This is a genomic window from Embleya sp. NPDC055664, assembly GCF_053618075.1.
Genome location: NZ_JBSHGZ010000029.1, coordinates 90,446 through 109,457 on the forward strand (window position 1 = coordinate 90,446; position 19,012 = coordinate 109,457).

The window sequence follows — 19,012 nt, forward strand, 5'->3', positions numbered from 1 at the left end:
GATGACCTGGGTGCAGACGGCTTCGACGACACTGGAGAACGAGCACGTCCTGCTGCGCCCGATCGTCCCCGAGGACCGCGAGGCGATCCGCAAACAGGCGATGGACCCCGAGATCTGGCGCTACTTCGTGCTGGTGATCGCCACCGACGCCGAGTTCGACGCGTTCTTCGACGCGGCGCTGGCCGATCAGGCCGCCGGTCGCCGGGTCGTCTACAACGTGATCGACAAGTCGGTGGACCGCACGGCGGGCAGCATGAGCTTCTGCAGCATCGCCGAGCCGGACGGGCGGCTGGAGATCGGCTGGTCGTGGCTGGGCGCCGAGTTCCGGGGCAGGGGCATCAACCGCTGGGCGAAGTTCCTCATGCTGGAGCACGCGTTCGAACAACTGGGCGCCGAGCGGGTGGAGTTCAAGACCGATGTGCTCAACCTCCAGGCACGCGCGGGTCTGCGCAACATCGGCGCCACCGAGGAGGGAGTGCTGCGCAGCTTCAACCCGATGCCCGGCGGGCGGCGCCGCGACGCGATCTACTACAGCGTGCTGCGCGGTGAATGGCCCTCGGTGCGCGGGCAGTTGCTCGCCGGGCCCAAGGTGACCCGGCCGACGGGGCAGGCATGACCACCGACACCCTCGCGGTGCCGGTGGTGCGGGCCCGGGGCGACGCCTTCGCGTGCGGGCGGCGGCACGGCGTCGAGCGCGCGGAGAGCCTGCGGGCCTTCCTCGACGACGGACTGGCCCGGTTGAACCGGGTCGGGACGACCCCGGTGTCGTGGGCGACGCTGCGGCCCGTGCTGGACGCCTACCGGGTCGAGATCGAGGGCCAGACGCCCCTGCTGGCCGAGGAGTTGCGCGGGCTGGCCGAGGGCGCGGGGCTCGATGCCGACGAGGCGCTGCTGCTGCAGATCCGGCGCGAGGTGATGGGATACCAGCGCATCCCGACCATGGGCGACTGCACGACGTACGCCGTCGCCGGCGCAGCCGGTCCGGTGCTGGCGCAGACGGTCGACCTCAACGGCGACCTCGACGACCAGATCTGTGTCCTGGACATCGCGCGGACCGGCTCGCCCCGCCGGGTCCTGGTGCTCGGCTTCGGTGGGCTCCTGGGGTATCTCGGGATCAACAGCGACGGCCTGGCCGTCGGGCTCAACCTGGTGCTGGGTGGCAGATGGCGGCCGGGCCTGCCGCCCTACCTGGCCATCCGTCACCTGTTGGACAGCGCCGCCGACGTGGACGAGGCGGTGCGGATCCTGCGCACCCTCAAGCTCGCGAGTTCGCGGAACCTGGTGTTGTGCGATGCCCGCAAGACGGCGTGGGTGGAGATCCTGGACGACGAGCAGCGGGTGAGCGTGTCCTCGACGAGCATGCACACCAACCACTTCCTGCACCCGGACTTCCTCGCCCACGACGAACTCAACGTCTTCGCCCGCAACTTCTCCCGACAGCGCCTGGAGGCCTGCCGGGTCCGGGTGGGCGAGTTGCCGCCCGAGGCGGGCGTCGAGGCACACTTCGCGTTGCTGTCGCGAGCGCCGATCCGGGTCGAGGGCAACGGCGACATCCGTCGCGAACGCACCGTGGCGGCCGTGGTGTTGCGGCCCGACCTCGGCGAACTGCACGTGCGGCCGGGCGATCCGGCGCTGAACCGCACCCACTCGTTCTCACTGCGCGCGTCCGCGACACTCGGCGGGTCCGCGTCGTCGGAGGTGATCTCGTGAGTGTGTCCGTGACCGGCGACGGCTGGTTCGTCTCGCGCGACGACGCCGCCGCGCACACCCCGCTCGTGTACTGCTTCGCGCACGCCGGCGGCGACTCGCGGTCGTTCCTGGCCTGGCAGGAGGAGTTGGGCGACGAGGCCGAACTGGTCGCGGTGTGCCCGCCCGGCCGCGCGCACCGGGCCCGCGAGACCCGCCCGACACTGGCGGAGTTCGCGGACGGCGCGGCCTCGGCGATCCGGGCCCGGACCGGCGCGCCGGGCGCCGATGCCACGCGGCCGATGTACCTGTTCGGGCACAGCCTGGGCAGCCTCGTCGCGTTCGAGACCGCGCGGCGGTTGCGCGATGTACCCGCGCTGCGCCGGTTGTTCGTCTCCGGGGTATCGGCCCCCTCGCTCGCGCCCTCGGAGCGGGTGTGCCGGCTCGCCGCCCTGGAGGGCCGCGAGTTCGCCGAGGCGCTGGAGTTCTTCGAGGGCCTGCCTCCGGAGGTGCTGGCCCAGGACGAGGTCCTGGACCTGCTGCTGCCCGGCGTGATCGCCGACTTCCGGATGGCCGCCGGCTACGAGTACACGGCCGCCGCACCGCTGGCGGTGGGCGTCACGGTGATCGCCGGGCGGGACGACCCCTATCTGTCCGCCGACAAGGTCGCGTTGTGGGAGGGGGAATGTGTGCGCCCGCCCGAGTGCCACTGGGTCGACGGCGGCCACTTCCACTTCCGCGACAAGGGCCCCTCGGCGGTGATCGACCTGCTGCTGAGCGCCGTTCGGGCCGACCAGCACGTCGAAGTGATCTGACCCTCAGTGATCCGACCCTCTCTCAGCGCGTGACCACATGAGCGCGTCGACACACCGGCGCGTCGACACATCGGAAGGAACGGCAATGCTGCTCGACCCGGCTGACCAGTACCGCAGGGGCCTCGCCTTCAAGGAGGCGCACGAGAGCGCGGGAGCGTTCGTGGTGGCGAACGCGTGGGACGCGGGCAGCGCCCGCCTGCTGACGGGGCTCGGCTTCACCGCGCTGGCGACCACGAGCGCGGGACTGGCCTTCGCGCTGGGCCACTCCGATGGCGTGAACCTGCTGGATCGTGGCCAGGCGCTGGACAACGCGCGCGCGATCGTGGCCGCGACGCCCCACCCGGTCAGCGCCGACCTGGAGAGCTGCTACGGCGCCTCGGGCGAGGAGATCGCCGAGACGATCCGTCTGGCCGCCGACGCGGGCCTGGTGGGCGCGTCCATCGAGGACGCCACCGGCGACCCGGGCGACCCGATCCTGCCGATCGAGGTTGCCGTGGAGCGGGTGACGGCCGCAGTGGCGGCGGCCCGGGCGCTGCCGTTCCCGTTCACGCTGACCGCACGGGCGGAGAACTTCCTGCACGGCCGGCGCGACTTCGCGGACACCCTCGCCCGGCTCCGGGCGTACGAGGCGGCGGGCGCCGACGTGTTGTACGCGCCGTGCCTGCCCGACGTCGAGGCGATCCGCACCGTGTGCTCGGTGCTCGACCGGCCCGTCAACGTGCTCGCGGGAGTCGGACCGGCATTGTCCGTCCCGGAGTTGGAGAAGCTGGGCGCCCGGCGGATCAGCCTGGGCTCGGCGTTCGCCCGGGCCGCGCTGGGCGGTTTCCTGCGTGCCGCGCGCGAGGTGTACGAACACGGGACGTTCACCTTCGTCGGCGAGGCGGTGCCCTACGCCGAGGCGAACACGTTGATGTCCGCGCCGGCCGGCGCGGCAAAGGAGGACGCGTGAGCGCAGTGGCCGCCTACCTGCACCAACCGCGCTACGTGCTGGGCGAGTTCGAGGTCGCGCACACGAGCATCGCCAATCTGGCCGCGCGTGCCACGGAGTTCAGGATGGCGCCGACGCCCGACCTGTGGGGCTGGGGCAGCGTGCGCCGGACCGAGCGCGGCCTGGCCGAGCTGGCCGCGGAAAGCGCTGCGGCCACGCTGCGCGCCGGCGCGAGCGATGCCGACGCCGTCGTGTTGTGCTCCACCCGCGTGCCCGGACTCTCGGAGGGGCACGGCGCGTTCATGGAGACGTTCCTGGCCGAGGCGGGCCTGGGCGACGTGCCCTTCTACGGGCAGAACATGAACCGCTGCGTCAACCTGCTGGCCGCGATCGACACCGCGACCGCGTTCGTCCGCGCCGGCCGCCACCGGCGGGTACTGGTGGTCACCACCGACAGCGCCGCGCACGAGGACGACCGGATGGCGAGCTACGCGCTGTTCAGCGACGGCGCGGCGAGCTGCCTGGTGACGGCCGCCGGCGAGATCGCGGGCGGCTACGAGATCCTTGCCTGTGCGAGCGCCCAGGACCGGGGCAGACTGGCGCACTCCAACGAGATCAGCGCGGACCTGGCCCGCACCGTGAACGAGCGCCTGCTCACCCCCCTGGGCATGAAGCCGGGCGACATCGCGGGCCTGATGCACGCGAACATCTTCAAACCCGTGATCGTGATGAAGGAACGACAGGCCGGCTTCACCCCGGCCCAGCTCCATCTGGACAACATCACCCGGGTGGGCCACTGCTTTGCCGCCGATCCGCTGATCAACCTGGTCGACCGGGCCGAGGCGGGACACGTACAACCGGGCCGGCACTACCTGTTGGCCGCCGGCGTCCCCGGGCAACGGATCGGGGTGTTGTTGCGCCGGGCCGGCGCATGAGCGCGGACGAGACACCACCGAACGCCCGAGTTGGAGGCTCAGGATGACCACCGCACCGCGTACGCCGGGTCCCGGCCGTACCTTCGTGCCCTTCGTCCTGCCCGACACCGTCGACGCGCTGCCGCACCGGCCGTTCGTCTTCGGCCGCGCCGCCCTGGACCAGGCGCGGGCGGCAGTACGCGCGGAGCCGGTCGAGGTGTTTCGCACGCTGCTGCGCGACCAGGAGTCGGAGTCGACGCTTCTGGTCGCCCGGTATGTGCTGGACGCGTTCCTGGCCGATGCGGGCGGCCGGGGGTCGAGTGGCGAGAACGGCGCGGACGAAGCGTCGGCCGACGCCGCACTTGGAGCCGAGGCCGATGTCCTCGCCGAGGCGATCGCCGCCGAAGTGCGGGCCGCCCGGGCCGAGTCGGCCGCGAGCCTGGACGCGCTGACCCGTTCGGGTCCGGCGGCGCGCGCGGAAGCCCTGTGCGGGCGCGCGCCGTTGGCGCTGGCGGCCGGCTGTTGGCTGGACACGCTCTCCCAGCCCGCGACCCAGCCGTCCGTCGTGGTCAACCGGCTCTTCGCGCACCACCTGACGCTGCGCGGCGGCGGCAACCCCGAGCGCGGCCAGGCCCGGTCGCGCCGGCGCGCACTGGAGGACGCGGGTGTATTCCTGCCGGAGCTCGCCGCCGCCGACTTCGCGGACCGGGCCCGCATCCGCCCGCTCACCGCGCTGCACGCCGCCTTCTACCTGGCCCTGTCCCGGCTGCCGGCCAACTTCCTGCCCGAGGTCTCCGGCGTGCACTACGCCTTCCTCGCGCTCGGCGTGGACGACCTGCTCGCCGACACCGCGCCGCTGCTGCCGGAACCGGCCCTGCGCGAGGTGCTGGCCGAACACCTGGCCGTGGCCGGACCGGCCGCGCGCCGCCGGTTGTACACCGCCGTGCGGCTGACCCTGGAGCTTGAGCGGGAGCACGTCGCGATGCTCGCCGAGCACGCGGCCTGGCGTGCCGGCCGCACCCTGGAGTCGCGGGTCGCCGCGATCATCGCGCGCCACGCCCCGCTGGCCGGCCGGCAACACGGCGGCACCCGGGTCGGCGGCAAGGCGTTGACGGACGTCTTCGGCGCCGCCCGGATCGACCTCGCGGGATTCCTGACCGACCTGCGTGAATCCGGATACCTGCGCGGGCCCGGCAACGGCGACTGCCGACTCCTGGACGCGATGCGTTTCGGCGGGCCGATGTTCGGGATCTTCGACGAGCACGAGGCGGCCACGTTCCGGGCCTGGGCGGTGAGCGTACAGGCGGGTGACCGGCCTGCCGTGGAGATCTCCGCCGAGACCGCCGGCGACGTGGCGGCCGAGCACCGACGGGCCGCGATCATGCGCAGCGACCCGGCCGATGTCGTGATCGCCGAGGCCGAACCCCGCGACCACCGCGAGTTGTTCCACCACCTGGTCAACATCGAGAACTTCGCCAACACGCTGCCGCTCGCCGCCGAGCGGGCCGAACAGTGCTTCCGGGACGCGGAGATCCTGTTCGTACACGGGGCCGGCGGCCGGTACACCGACGCGACCTGGTTCGACTACAGCCCGCGGGCACTGTACGAGCGGGCCGAGCGGGTCTACTGGGAGAAGCTGGTCGACCCCTACCAACCGCTGCGGGAGATCCCGGACCGCGACGAAGTGTTGTTCCGGCAGTCCACCTACTACCTCACCTACCTCATCGACGGCGCATGGCTGCACCGCCTGGGCAACCTCGGGCACGACGAGCGCGAGACCGACGCGATGTTGTTCGCGATCTACGCCGACGAGATGGGCAACGGCGACCTGCGCAAGAACCACATCACGCTGACCCACCGGGTGTTGGCCAGCGCGGGTATCGAACTACCGCACATCCGCGACGAGGCGTTCATCGAACAGGACGAACTTCCCGACGACCTCTATGGGTTCGCGATCCAGCAGTTGTGCATGTGCCTGTTCCCCGATCGTTTCCACAACGAGATCCTGGGCTACAACCTGGCGATCGAGATGTTCGGCTCCGGCGAGATGCGGCTGCACGAGATCCAGAAGTTGCGCCGGCACGGCATCGACGACTGCTACGAACAGGCCCACCTGACCATCGACAACTTTTCCGCCGGGCATGCCAAACAAGCCGCCGACATCATCGTCGGTTTCCTCGACCGGGTGCGGCGCACCGCGGGCGAGGCGGCGGTGGCCGAGCAGTGGCGCAGGGTCTGGCGCGGCTACGCCTCCTTCGCGTACTTCCTCGAACAGCCCCTGCTCAAGCGCATATCCGCCGGTGATGCCCCCGCCGAACCCGACACCGAGTCCGGCGACCCTTCCTCCCCGGGCGCGACCGACGACTTGGCCGACCTGGTCATCTGAGTCGGCCGTCGGCCCCGCGCCCGCACGACCACGAACAGGCAACCCGTACCCGGAGGACAGCACATGGCCGATCCCCGCCCGCGCACGACCGACGTCGCGATCACGATGCGGCACGAGACGCGCGAGAGCGAGCGGCGTGCGCCGATCGTGCCGGCCGACGCCGCGCGGCTCGTCGCGCAGGGCATCACGGTCACCGTCGAGCACTCGCCGCAGCGCGTGTTCCCGACGGGGGACTACCTCGACGCCGGCTGCGTGGCCGCCGAGGCCGGGAGCTGGCGGACCGCCCCGGCCGCGGAGTTCGTCGTGGGGCTCAAGGAACTCCCTCACGATCCGCCGACGTTGCGGCACCGGCATGTGTTCTTCGGCCACGCGTACAAGGGCCAGCGCGACGCCGAGGCGCTGCTGCGGCGCTTCGCGGCGGGCGGCGGCGCGCTGTTCGACCTGGAATACCTCACCGACGCGGACGGACGGCGGCTGGCCGCGTTCGGCTACTGGGCCGGATACGTGGGCGCGGCGCTCGCGGTGCTCCGGCATCGGGGCCGGCTCGATCCGCCGCTGCGACCGCGCCCGAAGCAGGACCTGGACCGGATGCTGCGCGAGACGTCGACCGGCGCGCCGCCGAGCGTACTGGTCATCGGCGCGCTGGGCCGGTGCGGGCGCGGCGCGCGCGACGCGCTGGCCGTCGCCGGGATCGAGCCGACCTGCTGGGACGTCGCCGAGACCCGGTCACTGGATCACGCGGCGCTGCTCGATCACGACATCCTCGTCAACGCCGTGCTCGTGACCACGCCGACCCCGCCGTTCGTGACCCTCGCGTCGCTGCGGTCGCGACCCCGGAGACTGTCCCTGATCGCGGACGTCACCTGCGATGTCACCTCCCGGAACAATGTGTTGCCGGTCTACGACGACATCACCGATTGGCGCGAGCCGGTGCGCATGGTGGGCGATGTCGGCGACCCGCTGGGCGTGATCGCCATCGACAACCTGCCGTCGCTGCTTCCCGGCGAGGCCAGTACCGCCTTCTCCGCCGAACTGACGCCCCATCTATCGGCCCTGGGAGAACCGGGGCAACCCTGGCAGCGCTGCCTGCGGGTCTTCCGCGAGGCATGCGAGGCGAACGGCCTGGAAACGGAGAACGTCCATGTCTGACGCGATACCCGCCGGCGGAACCGTGCACTGGATCGGCACCGGCCTGTCCACCGGCAGCGGACTGCGTGTGGTGGCCGACCGGGCCGAACGGCTGCTGGTCTGGGGCCGTACCGACGCCAAGGCCGAGCGGTGCCTGGCCCGGCTCGGCCTGACCGGTCGCGCCGCCGCCCGCGCCTACGATCTCGACCGGCTGGGCGCAAAGTTGCGCACCGGCGACATCGTCGTGTCGATGTTGCCCGCGAGCGAACACCCCGCGCTGGTGCGACTGTGTATCGAGCGCAACGCCCATTTCGCGTGCAGCAGTTACGTCTCGGAGGAGATCGCGGCCGAGGCGCCGGCGGCGGCGAAGGCCGGTCTGGTCGTGCTGACGGAGGCGGGCCTGGACCCGGGCATCGACCACCTGTTCGCCGACCTGCTGGTGGCCAGGGGCCGCGAGGTCGTCGGCGAGGGCCCGGCGACGGTCGAGTTCACCTCGTACTGCGGCGGAGTCCCCGCCGAAGCCAACGACTTCCGCTACCGGTTCAGCTGGGCGCCGCGCGGGGTGCTGAACGCGCTGCGCGCGCCGGCCCGCTACCTCGACGGCGACGCCGAGCAGGTGGTCGACCTCCCGTGGACGGCGACTCGTTCGCTCGTGCTCGACGGCGAGACGTTCGAGGCGTACCCCAACCGCGACAGCCTCCCCTACCTCACCCAGTACGCGTTCCCGGCCGACTGGCGGGCGCGTGTGTTCGTCCGGGGCACACTTCGTCTGGACGGTTGGCTGCGGGCCTGGCAGGACGTGTTCGCCACCGTGCGCACCGGCGATGGCGACCGCATCGCCGCCCTCGCCGACGAACTCGCCGCCCGGTATCCGACCACCGATGCCGACCGCGACCGGGTCGTGCTCGCCGTCGCGCTCGACGTCGAGGGCGCGAACGGCGTGGGCTGGCGCGGGGAATACGTGCTGGACACGGTCGGCGACGCCGAGGAGAGCGCGATGGCGCGGTGTGTGTCCCTGCCGCTGGCGTACGGGATCACCGAAATCCTCGCCGGACGGGTGCCGGCGGGCCTGCGCCAGGCCGCCCAGGGTGCCGAGGACGCCCGTCGGTGGCTGGAGTTCCTGGGCACGAACGGCGTCGACTGGCGCTTCGACGAGCGGCACCGGACGGGCTGAACACCGCTCGTCGCCACGATCCACCCGGCAACCCGATCCGAACCACCCGAGCCACCCGAGCACCGCAACCGTCCGACTCCGCCCGAATCACCCGGACCACCGGAACCGCCCGATCCAGGAGGACACGGAACCATGACCCAGGCACCGTTCGAGTCGCGGGAATCGGCCGACCGGCCCCAGGCGTTCATCCTGACCGGCTCGTTTCCCGTGATCCGCCGCAATCCGCTCTACCTGACCGAACTCTCCGGGCGTGGGCTCAAGATCCTGGTGATCACCGCGGAGTCCTACCGCGCACAGGCGACGGAGGCCATGGCCGACACCTCCAACCCCACCGCACAGATCACCGAAATCGCCTATGTGACAGGTGACTTCACCGTACAGGGCGCGTTCGTCGCGGGCGCGATCGCGCGCACCTCGGCCTGGCGCGAGGCATACACGATCGTCGGCGCCTACGCGGTGGGCGACTACCTCGCCGAGCCGACCGGCCTGCTCGCCGACGGGCTCGGCGTGCGCTCGCCCGGGCTGCGGGCCAGCCGCGCCTGTCGCAGCAAGTACCTCCAGCGCTGGTACGCCCCGGACCTGGGCCCGACGTCGCTGACCATTCCCGCCGGCGAGCGCGACCGGGTCGACCTCGGCGCGGTGCGCTTCCCCGCCGTGGTCAAACCCGCTTCCCGCGCGTCCAGTTCGGGCGTCGAGACGGTGGCGGACCTGGCCGGGTTGCGCGCGAAACTGGCGACGTACCCCGATCACGAGGTGGTCCTGGTCGAGGAGAAGGTGTCGGGCCCGGAGTTCTCCGTGGAGAGCCTGATCCAGGACGGCGGGGTGGTCTTCGCGTCGGTGACCGACAAGGTCACCACCGACAGCCACGCGCACACCTTCGTGGAGATGGCGCACAGCGTGCCGAGCGTGCGCGAGGACCTGCGCGAGGCGCTTCTGACGGCCAATCGGGAACTGGTGGCGGCGCTCGCGTTCGAGCACGGCATCGCCCACTCCGAGTGGCGGGTCGGCGACGACGGTCGCCCGCGCCTGATGGAGGTGGCGGCGCGCACCCCCGGCGACGGGCTGCTGACGCTGTATCAACTGGCCACCGGACGACCGCTGGAGCCGGAGATCCTGCGCGTCGCGCTCGGCGAACCGGCGAACTACCCGCAGCCGCACCGCTACACGCGACAGGTCTACCTGGAGCACCGGCCCGGCACGCTGGAGGATGTGGTGCTCGACTGGCCGGACGTGCGGCCGGAGTGGATCGGTGCCGGCGGTGTATGGCCCGACATCAAGCCCGGCGGGCCGGGCGAGGAACCCACGTTGCGCGCCGTACTGGTGCTGCGCGAGCGCGGCGCGTCGCTGACCCCGCTCGCCGACTCCGACGACCGGTCCGTCACGTTCTTCATCGACGCCCCGACGCCCGACGGGCTCGACGCCCTGGAACAGCGCGTGCGCGCCGCCATCCGCGTCGTCGTCGGCTGACCGGCATGGTCCACGTCGCCCGCGAGGAGGGCCACGACAACGACGAGGTGACCGTGGTGGCCACCTTCCGGCAGGCGTCGCTCCCGGCGAAGACGCTGCTCACCGGGGCGTTCATCAACCGCCTCGGGGCCTTCCTGAACATCTTCCTGGTGTTGTTCCTGACCTCGCGGGACTACTCGGACGGGCAGGCGGCGTTCGCGCTGGGCGTGTACGGCGGCGGCGCGATCGTGGGCGTACTGCTCGGCGGGGCGCTGTCGATCCGGCTCGGCGCGCGCAACGCGAGCGTGGTGAGCATGGTCGGCGCGAGCGTGCCGCTGGCGGCCATCCTCTACCTGCCCTCGTTCGGGCTGATCCTGGTCGCGGTGGCGCTGGTCAGCATGGCCGGGCAGCTGTACCGCCCGGCGTCGGCCACCCTGCTCTCCGACCTCACCCCGGCGAACCGCCAGGTGATGATCTTCGCGATGTACCGATTCGGGCTGAACCTCGGCGTCACCGTCGCGCCGCTGTTCGGGTTCGCGCTGTACAACCTGGCCGGCCACAGCTATGCCCTGGTCTTCTGGGTGGAGGCGGCGGTCGCGCTGTGCTACGCGACCCTCGCGTGGGTGACGCTGCCGCCTCGCTCCGCCGAGCCGGGCGCGGCGGGCCGCGACGCGAAGCCCGAGGCCGGCGAGGAGGGCGGGGAGGGAGAGCGGGTCGGGCGCGGCGGGTATCGGGCGATGATCCGCGATCGCCGCTACATGTTGTACCTGACCGCGATCTTCTTCTTCGGGGTCGTCTACGTGCAGTACCTGTCCACGCTGCCGCTCGACGTGAAGGACAGCGGCGTGGCGATCTTCTGGTACACGCTGGCCGTGTCGCTGAACGGTTTCATCGTCATCGCGTTCGAACTGTTGATGACCAAGTACGCGCAGGCGTGGTCGCAACGGCTCACCATGGCCTGGGCGTTGGTCCTGGTGGGCGTCGGTGTGGGCATGTACGGCCTGCCGCTGGGGCCGGCCGTGATCCTGCTCGGCACGCTGGTCTGGTCCGTCGGCGAGATCCTGGGCGGGCCGGCGACCACGGCCTATCCGGTGGTGGCCGGGCCCGCGCGGCTCAAGAGCCACTACATCGCGGGCTTCCACTTCGCCTGGAGTCTGGGCGCGGCGGTCGGACCGGTCGTGGGCGGGTGGTTGTTCATCCGGTTCGGACACGGGGTGTGGCCGATACTGACCGTGGGTTCGGCGTTGTCGATCGTGCTGGTGTCGGTCTCGGTGCGGGACCGGCCGACCACGACACCGCCGACCACCGGCGACGCGGACGCCACCGACACCCCGACCCGCGCGACCACCGGCCCGGCCTGAACACACCGCGCCGTCCGCACTCCCCGGACCGCTCGGCGAACCGGTCGTCTCCGGCCCACGGCCAGGACCAGGCTCCGTCGATAAATGCTCGACATCGGGTGGGGTGATCGGGGATGCTGCGCGCGATGACCAGAATTGATGACACACCGCCCGCATGGGACGAGCGCACCCAGCTCACCACGTTTCTCGACTACGCACGTGACACCGCGCGCGCCAAATGCGACGGCGTCTCTGCGGAGAACGCACGCAAGGCGCTCCTGCCGGGGTCGCCGCTGATGACCGTGAGCGGACTGATCAACCACCTCCGCTGGGTCGAGTACTACTGGTTCCAAGTGGTCTTCCTCGGCGAGGAGGACCGGGGCCCCTGGACCGACGAGGATCCCGACCGCGAGATGCGGATCGCCGTCGACTTCCCGCTCACGCAGTTGCTCGACGAATACGCCGAACAGAGCGCCCGCTATCGCGGACTGGTCGCCGCGAACAGCCTGGACAAGCAGGCCGAGCGAGTCCGCAAGGGCCTGCGCGTCGACCTGCGCTGGATCCTGCTCCACCTCACCGAGGAGACAGCCCGCCACAACGGCCACCTGGACATCCTGCGCGAGATGCTCGACGGCACGACCGGCGGGTAGGTGCGGGGCGCCGGGGCGGGGTCGACGCGGAGTTCGGATCGCCCGCGTGGTGAATCGACCCGCGCCGTGGGTCAGACCTTCTGGCGGGTCGTGTTGTAGAGCTTGGCGGTCAACGCGGCTGCCTCGTCCGGGGAGACGCCGTCGCCGCCGTTCGTCATTTCCGCCAAAACGGCGACGTCGACGCCGCCGAGGGTTGCGTAGTCGGCCCACGCGCAGACCGGGAACCGGAAATCCGCACCGGTCTTGGCGGTCCCTTCACCTTTGCTGCGGGTGTACTGCATGACCTGGCACTTCATCAGCGCGCCCTCGAAGCCGGCGGGCTTGACGGTCTTGGCGCCTCCCACGGGCAGTATGTCGGTCCCCGGCGCCTTCCCGCTGCCCTTCATGCCCTTGTTGCCGACGTTGGCCAGGTAGGCGTCGAGCGACTTGGCGGGGTCGGCGATCTCGCCGTGGAAGCCGTAGAAGGTCAGCCGTGTGCCGCCCACCGTCGCGCGATTGCCGGGATCGGGGCTGGGCGCGTTGTAGACGCCGGACACCGTCTGGGCGTTCTTCACCCCGAGGTCGTCGGCCTCCTTCGCGCCGGGCGTGGTGCCGGTACCGGACCTCGTGTAGGCGTCGATCGCCTCCGGAACGACGAGCTTGTAGCCCTTGGTACCGGCGGCGACCGCACCGCCGCTCCCGGAACCGCCACCGCCCGGGACACCGGTGGTCGTGCCCGCAGTGCTGCTGCCGACGTCCGGCGCCTTCGCGTCGTCCTTCTTGTCGTCCGACCCACCGCACGCGGCGGTCAGCACGAGGAGAGGCGGGATGAGGGCAGCGGCAGCGAAGCGGGCACGAAACTGCATGAAAAATGGTTCCTTCCAGGGGCCCGACGTGACAGACCGTCAGGCTGCCCCAGCCCGAAGACCCACGTCTTGGGGATCCCCCTCACCCGGACCACGCGAAGGCCAAGGACGCGCGCTCGCGTCACCGGCCTTCGCATGGCACTCAACCGATTGCTGCGACGCACTGATCGAACGCGGCAGCGCCGAAGACAAGAGCCGGTCCGCCCGGCACCTTCGAGTCCCGCACGGCGACCAACACCGACTGCGACAACGGAGCGACTTCCACGCAGGCTGTGTTGTTCGCTGTGTAACTGCTCGTGCGCCAAGGCGCATTTACCAACATCGATGCGTCGGCTGCGGCATATCCCATGAGACGTCCTCGGTTGGTGTAGGCAACTAGGCCAGGTTTCGGATCATTGCGTGGCTTTCAACAGGATCCAACGCCGCATCTCGCAAGTCCAGGAACAGCCTGCGCAGACGCCGAACTTCCAGTGGTGTCGTGATGACGGCCATGGACAAGGCCGATTCCGTGAAGCCCATATCCGCCTCGCCGAAGGGCATCTCGAAGAGGATGAAGGCACCTGGCTGAGCACCATTCTCGCCCGCGCCGAAGGGAATGACCCGCAATTCCACGTTCGACTGACGCTCCATCACATGCAAGAGGTGGCGCGCCTGGGCTCGTTGCGTCTCCTGGCCGCCGACCACGAAGCGCAGAGCCGCCTCCGTCACCACGGCCTCCAGGGCAAGCGGACGAGTGGATGAGAACAGAGATTCCTGTCTCCGCATCCGAAGCTCGGTGTATGCATCGACCTGACCCCGACCGAGATCCGCAGCGCCCGCCCCGTTCACCGCCGAGGCATATTCGGGAACCTGTAGCAGGGCAGGGATCAGGACCGGCTGGTAGTCGAAACATCGCACCGCACTCGCTTCGACGTCCAACAGCCGTGCGTACGGCGCGGGAACCCCGTAGGCAGCCCACCAGGGGGCCGCTGCCTCACGTGCCTGGACGAGCAGGCGCTCCAATTCGGCGAACTCCTCGCCGCTCAAGCGGTACGCCGCTGCCAGCGCCTCGATGTGTGCCTGCGTCGCGACGCGCTGCCCCGTTTCGATGCGACTGGCCTGTGCGGCCGAGCATCCCAGGATCTTTGCCGCCTCCGTCCCCTTGAGTCCGCGCCTGATCCGATGGCGCCGGAGGAGATTGCCAAGGGTTCGTCGGGCGTTGGATTCCGTGGCTGGATCCATCAAGTCCTCGCTTCCGAAAGCTCGTTCGTCACGGTGCGACACTCACCGAGTGGCACAAGGCGGGTAATTCTTGGTAATCACCCGGTAAGAGCCGACATAGCTTGACCAGGCACCCAAGACGGAACGAATCTATCCATCGTGACGGAGAGCCGCGCTCCCTTCACTCAAAATCATCGAGCGCGAGGTGTCGAACCATCGCGGGCCGATCACCTCAAACGCCCTGAACACCCTTTGACAAGGGGAGTTTTAGCCATGTCGGATCCCATGACCGAAGCACCTCCGGAACCTCTCCTCACCCTGCCGCTCTCGATCCACGCGCCCCGACAGGCCCGTCGGCACATAGCCACGGTTTGCCTCGTCACGGGATTGGATCCGGATGTCACCGACGTGGTCCTGCTCGTCGTGTCGGAGCTGGTGACCAACGTGCTCCGGCACGTCGGCCACGGGTCGGTGACCCTCGCCTGGGAGCTTCGCGCGGATCGGCTGATCATTGATGTCGGGGACGAAGCGCACGACAAATTCCCGGAGTCGAGGACGGCCGAGGATGACGCGGAAGCCGGTCGGGGGTTGCGGCTGGTGCTGGCCTTCACCGATCAGTACGCGGTGATCCGGGTCGAAGGGAGCGCATCCCAACCGCCCCGGAAGATCACCCGCGTCGCCTTTCTCTGCCCCGCAGCGGGACACCGGAACGTCGATGCATCCATCATCGCGCAGACCACGCCACCGATCGACGTCTCGGACCATCGGAGGAGCACAGTTGTCGACGACCCGAATGCCGATCCCCCGGCCACGAGTCGGTGGTTCGCCGTTGCCGCCCCGCGGCCCGAGGATCCGGCCCCGGCACGCGTATCCCGGACGGCTTTTCTCCGTACGGGAGTTGCGGGTCTCCTCGGACCTCGACCTTGTCCGCGCACGCCTTTTGGCGTCTTTGCGGGCGGATCTTCGAGCGGGGGAGGTCGACTCGATTCCGGCCGAACGGCTCACCGCGCTCGGGCGAATGGTGGTGGCGCGTAACGGCATTCGGGGCGACGCCGCCGGGCGGCTCACCACTTCCACTGCCCGCAGACCCATCTCGACCCAGGGGCCACCACGCATGTCCGGTACTGAACCGCGTTCGAGCGGTACCCATGTCCTCGCGCCCACCGAAGTGGTGGACCTCATTGCGGCGTTCGACGTCGTGCGCCGCTACGTCAAGGGCGTCAACCTCGCCGACCTGCGACTGACGTCCCGGGCGGCGGCGGACGGCCGATGCCGAGTCACGTGGAGTGTCCCGGGTGCGCCGATCACCCGGGACGTCGACGACCCCGACCACCGATCCGCCCACCTGATCGACGTTCCGGCCTACCTGGGCAGGATCGACGCCGCCACACACATCTGGCCCGTCGCGGGGCATCGGAGCGGATCGGGGCCGTTCGCCCCCGATCCCTTCATCGACGAAATGCCCGCCGTCTTCGAAGAGTTCATCACGAAAGCGGGCCCGCTGTCACTCGGGCTCGTCGGTCCCGAGGGCGGGGTCACGGTGACCGATCGGGGAGTGTTCCACACCCTCCTCCCGAGGCAACCGATCGTCGCGAACCTCGGCTACAACCTCGGTACCTACCTGGCCTCCCTCGCCGACCCCGGCGAGGCGGTCCCGTGGGAGTGGTGCGAAACGGCGATGGCCTGCTACCGGGCCACCCTCGTCTGCGCCTTCGCGACCCGCAGCGCGCACAATTGCCCGTGCGGACGCGACTTCGACGTCCACGTCCCGCGCTGGGCCGACGTATACGCCTACGCCGCCCACGCCACCGGCCGCCCGGAACGGCTTCCCCTCACCGACGCGGCCACCGTCGGCCCGTAACGGAACGGAGCGGCGCCGAGCGCGGCCCGGTCACGCCTGGTCGGCCGGGGTGGGCCGGCGCGTGCCGGTGACCTTCGAGGCGGGCAGGCGTCCGGCTTTGGACGTGCCCCGAAGGGTGGCGGCGTCGACCGTCACGTCGAACGCCAGGTTCAGCCGCATGGGCTTGGTGACGGCCTGCTTCCAGGTGAGCCGGTCGCCGTCGAGGGCGATGTCGCTCAGGGGCACTTCCTCGCCGGCCCCGTGCGCGACGCCGGTCAACCGGCCGGTGTGCTCTCGGAGTTCGATCACGGCGGCGATCTTGCCGATGGGAGTGGATATGGACAGATCCCAGGTGCCGTCTACGGACATGTCGATGTTCTTCTTCCTGGCTGCACGAGGGAGGTGGGGAAAGGAGAGGAGAGGAGTGGGGCGACCCGCTGCGGTCGGGGTGCTCAGAAGGGGGCGGGCGTAGGGCCCTGGGCACGCCATACCGTGCCGCGCCGCTCGTGGGCGAACAGCTCTTCGACGGCATGTGCGATGCGCGGGCCGACCTCACGTTCCAGCAGGTACAGGCCCAGGTCGAGGCCCGAGGTGACGCCGGCGGCGGTGACCAGGTCGCCGTCGTCGACGACGCGGGCGCGGACCATGTGGGCGCCGGTGGCGTCCAGCAGGTCGAGGCCCATGTGGTGGGTGGTGGCGTGGCGTCCCTCCAACAGTCCCGCCATGGCGAGTACGAGGGAGCCGCCACAGACGGTGGCGACCGTGATGCCCGGGTCCTTCATGGCCCGTTCGAGGAGCGCGGGCAGCTCGGTGTTCAGCGTGCGGCCGAGCAACACCGGGATCAGCTCGTCCTGTTGCCGTTCGCCGGTGCCGGCGTCGTCGTCCGGGACCTCGCCGGGTTCGCCCACCCGACCGGAGGCGCCGGGCAGGACGACCATGTCGGCGCGCTCCGGGTCGAGGGCGCCGACGGCCCGCAGCGCCAGTCCGCCGGTACCACCGGCCACCTCACGAGCGCCCTCCGCCGAGACCAATTCGACGGTCACCGCACCGGCGGATGCGAGGCCGCCGGCGTACAACACCTCGTAGGGAGCGATGACGTCGAGCGGGTCGAACCCGTCGAACAGCACGATTTGAATGTGCACGGATGTTCCTTCGGGTGGCGATTCGCATCGGACACCCCGAAGTCAACCGGTCGTCACTTCGATCGGGGAGTGGCACTGGCGACATCTTCCAACGGGAAAATGCCAGTTCTCTCCAGGCGGCTCGGACCTGCGCCGATGTACAACGAACAGCGGAGGCCGAAGGTCAGTTGCCCTCGCCGGGAGGCGTACCGCAGCTCGGGCCGCCCGGGCCGTCGAACTGCACCGAGCTGAAGAAGTCGCGGTAGTCCGGGAAGAAGTTGCCCTTGCCGGTCGGCCCCGAAGAGGTGACGGCGGTGCAGCCGCTGTAGCCCGCGTCGGACCAGAGGTAGATGGTCGACGCGGTCCGGTTCCAGTCCGACTCGGCGCGGTCGTTCATCCCCAGCGCCGCGAGATCCGGCGTGCTCCGTGTCAGCTTGATCATGTCGCCGGTGCCGTCGAGCCCCGAGAACATGCAGTAGTACCCGGCGGGACACCGGTCGTATCCGTCGGCCGCACCGGCCGGGGACACCGACATCGCGCCCACTACCGCCACCACGCCCGCCAGTCCGGCAACAATCCGTTTGATGTGCGTCATGCCTGACTCAACGACCGCTCCCCCACCGGGTTCCGGCCGACCGGCATGCCGAACCCGGACCTCGGGGCGGGAGGGGTGGCGATCGGCGCCGGAGGCGTGTCCGCAATACTGAAGTGTTGGTTGTGATCGTCTTCTCGTAGCAGAAAAAAGGAACTCCCGTGCGTATCGGTCGTGTCGTGGCGGCTCTGTCCGCCGTCGCCTTCGGGCTGGTCTCGGTCACCGCGTGCGGTGGTGACGGAGACGGCGGCAAGTCCTCGAATGTCGGCAAGGATCCCAAGGCTCTCGTCACCGAGGCGCAGGCGCTGTGGCAGGCCGGGGACTTCAAGGTCACCGGCGATGCCGTGGCCGACTCGATCCGATCCGACTACGACGTGTGCGTGCACGCCGGTCGCGACGTTCAGGGCACCGAGAACACCCTGGGCCACAGCGCCGAGTTGACCGTGGTCGGGGGCAAGTCGTACCGGAAGGGTGACGTCGCGTTCTGGCGCGGGATCGGGGGCCGGTCCGACAGCACCCAGGCCGAGATCGACGAGGGGGCCGCCCGGGTCGCCGACAAGTACGTGATGACGACGGTCGAACCCGAGGATCCGCTCAAGGACATCGGTTTCGTCTTCGGCGACGCGAAACTCGCCTACGTCATCAGCGAGATCTCGGAGATCGACGGAAAGCGGGTCGTCGCATTGACCGCGCGGCAGGAGGACGAGACCACCCGAACCGTGCACGTGCTCGCCGAGGGCAAGCCGTATCCGGTCAAGCTCCAGGTGGATGGGGCCGACCCGGTGAACCTCGTCCTCGCCCGGGCCGGCAAGCCCTGCACTCCCACCGCGCCGCCGGCCGACCGGACGGTGGACGTGGACGAACCGAACGCCGCGTAGGACACGACGGGCGCCCGTCGTGGCCGGTCACCCACTCCGAGAACACCGGCACCGGGTCTCGGTCCGGTG

General features: G+C 70.3%; 20 protein-coding genes. 14 read left to right on the top strand and 6 right to left on the bottom strand.

Annotation, left to right across the window (positions count from 1 at the left end; genetic code table 11):
- The first annotated feature begins 1 nt into the window (after position 1).
- From ACWGR4_RS34745 to ACWGR4_RS34795, 11 genes are all read left to right on the top strand, one after another.
- Positions 2-616 (top strand): GNAT family N-acetyltransferase, encoded by a 615-nt coding sequence (locus ACWGR4_RS34745; RefSeq protein WP_380009732.1) that lies wholly within the window; start codon positions 2-4, stop codon positions 614-616.
- Entirely contained in the window at positions 613-1,710 is a 1,098-nt protein-coding gene (locus ACWGR4_RS34750; protein WP_452128769.1) for a C45 family autoproteolytic acyltransferase/hydolase, read from the top strand. The genes ACWGR4_RS34745 and ACWGR4_RS34750 overlap by 4 nt, the downstream gene beginning before the upstream one ends.
- Positions 1,707-2,501: a thioesterase II family protein gene (locus tag ACWGR4_RS34755; protein ID WP_452128768.1), complete on the top strand. Its 795-nt coding sequence runs from the start codon at positions 1,707-1,709 to the stop codon at positions 2,499-2,501. The genes ACWGR4_RS34750 and ACWGR4_RS34755 overlap by 4 nt, the downstream gene beginning before the upstream one ends.
- An 85-nt stretch (positions 2,502-2,586) precedes the next feature.
- On the top strand, positions 2,587-3,450 hold the full coding sequence (locus tag ACWGR4_RS34760) for an isocitrate lyase/PEP mutase family protein (protein ID WP_380009741.1): 864 nt from the start codon (positions 2,587-2,589) through the stop codon (positions 3,448-3,450).
- Complete coding sequence (locus tag ACWGR4_RS34765) at positions 3,447-4,364, top strand: 3-oxoacyl-ACP synthase (protein ID WP_452128767.1); 918 nt, start codon at positions 3,447-3,449, stop codon at positions 4,362-4,364. Before ACWGR4_RS34760 ends, ACWGR4_RS34765 begins: the two co-directional genes overlap by 4 nt.
- A 43-nt stretch (positions 4,365-4,407) precedes the next feature.
- Entirely contained in the window at positions 4,408-6,729 is a 2,322-nt protein-coding gene (locus ACWGR4_RS34770) for an iron-containing redox enzyme family protein (RefSeq protein ID WP_452128766.1), read from the top strand.
- Between the two features lie 63 nt (positions 6,730-6,792).
- A complete protein-coding gene (locus tag ACWGR4_RS34775; RefSeq protein ID WP_452128765.1) occupies positions 6,793-7,878 on the top strand; it encodes a saccharopine dehydrogenase in 1,086 nt (361 codons plus the stop codon).
- The gene (locus ACWGR4_RS34780; protein ID WP_452128764.1) at positions 7,871-9,031 is read left to right on the top strand and encodes a saccharopine dehydrogenase C-terminal domain-containing protein; all 1,161 of its coding nucleotides are present in this window, start codon (positions 7,871-7,873) and stop codon (positions 9,029-9,031) included. The genes ACWGR4_RS34775 and ACWGR4_RS34780 overlap by 8 nt, the downstream gene beginning before the upstream one ends.
- Positions 9,032-9,163: 132 nt before the next feature.
- Entirely contained in the window at positions 9,164-10,498 is a 1,335-nt protein-coding gene (locus ACWGR4_RS34785; protein WP_452128763.1) for an ATP-grasp domain-containing protein, read from the top strand.
- Between the two features lie 5 nt (positions 10,499-10,503).
- Positions 10,504-11,838: an MFS transporter gene (locus ACWGR4_RS34790; protein ID WP_452128762.1), complete on the top strand. Its 1,335-nt coding sequence runs from the start codon at positions 10,504-10,506 to the stop codon at positions 11,836-11,838.
- 125 nt (positions 11,839-11,963) lie between these two features.
- The gene (locus ACWGR4_RS34795; protein ID WP_452128761.1) at positions 11,964-12,467 is read left to right on the top strand and encodes a DinB family protein; all 504 of its coding nucleotides are present in this window, start codon (positions 11,964-11,966) and stop codon (positions 12,465-12,467) included.
- Between the two features lie 71 nt (positions 12,468-12,538).
- Here ACWGR4_RS34795 and ACWGR4_RS34800 read toward each other — a convergent pair whose 3' ends face one another.
- From ACWGR4_RS34800 to ACWGR4_RS34810, 3 genes are all read right to left on the bottom strand, one after another.
- Positions 12,539-13,312, bottom strand: a complete 774-nt coding sequence (locus ACWGR4_RS34800; protein WP_452128760.1) for a hypothetical protein — start codon at positions 13,310-13,312, stop codon at positions 12,539-12,541.
- Between the two features lie 142 nt (positions 13,313-13,454).
- Positions 13,455-13,661, bottom strand: a complete 207-nt coding sequence (locus ACWGR4_RS34805) for a DUF397 domain-containing protein (protein ID WP_452134293.1) — start codon at positions 13,659-13,661, stop codon at positions 13,455-13,457.
- Between the two features lie 26 nt (positions 13,662-13,687).
- Entirely contained in the window at positions 13,688-14,533 is an 846-nt protein-coding gene (locus tag ACWGR4_RS34810) for a helix-turn-helix domain-containing protein (protein ID WP_452128759.1), read from the bottom strand.
- A 252-nt stretch (positions 14,534-14,785) separates the two neighbouring features.
- Here ACWGR4_RS34810 and ACWGR4_RS34815 point away from each other — a divergent pair, with 252 nt between their 5' ends.
- Both ACWGR4_RS34815 and ACWGR4_RS34820 read left to right on the top strand, forming a co-directional pair.
- Positions 14,786-15,547, top strand: coding sequence for an ATP-binding protein (locus ACWGR4_RS34815; protein ID WP_452128758.1), 762 nt, complete (start codon positions 14,786-14,788; stop codon positions 15,545-15,547).
- 79 nt (positions 15,548-15,626) lie between these two features.
- A complete protein-coding gene (locus tag ACWGR4_RS34820; protein WP_452128757.1) occupies positions 15,627-16,373 on the top strand; it encodes a hypothetical protein in 747 nt (248 codons plus the stop codon).
- Positions 16,374-16,403: 30 nt separating this feature from the next.
- Here the strand turns inward: ACWGR4_RS34820 and ACWGR4_RS34825 are convergent, their stop codons facing one another.
- The 3 genes from ACWGR4_RS34825 to ACWGR4_RS34835 form a co-directional block, all read right to left on the bottom strand.
- Positions 16,404-16,721, bottom strand: a complete 318-nt coding sequence (locus ACWGR4_RS34825; protein WP_439679317.1) for a hypothetical protein — start codon at positions 16,719-16,721, stop codon at positions 16,404-16,406.
- Positions 16,722-16,804: 83 nt separating this feature from the next.
- Positions 16,805-17,494, bottom strand: a complete 690-nt coding sequence (locus tag ACWGR4_RS34830) for a DJ-1/PfpI family protein (protein ID WP_452128756.1) — start codon at positions 17,492-17,494, stop codon at positions 16,805-16,807.
- Positions 17,495-17,657: 163 nt separating this feature from the next.
- On the bottom strand, positions 17,658-18,068 hold the full coding sequence (locus ACWGR4_RS34835) for a peptidase inhibitor family I36 protein (RefSeq protein WP_452128755.1): 411 nt from the start codon (positions 18,066-18,068) through the stop codon (positions 17,658-17,660).
- A 158-nt stretch (positions 18,069-18,226) separates the two neighbouring features.
- Between ACWGR4_RS34835 and ACWGR4_RS34840 the strand changes: the two genes are divergently transcribed.
- Positions 18,227-18,943 carry a hypothetical protein gene (locus ACWGR4_RS34840; RefSeq protein WP_452128754.1) on the top strand — a complete coding sequence of 239 codons (717 nt, stop codon included), beginning with the start codon at positions 18,227-18,229 and terminating at the stop codon, positions 18,941-18,943.
- The last annotated feature ends 69 nt before the right edge of the window (positions 18,944-19,012 follow it).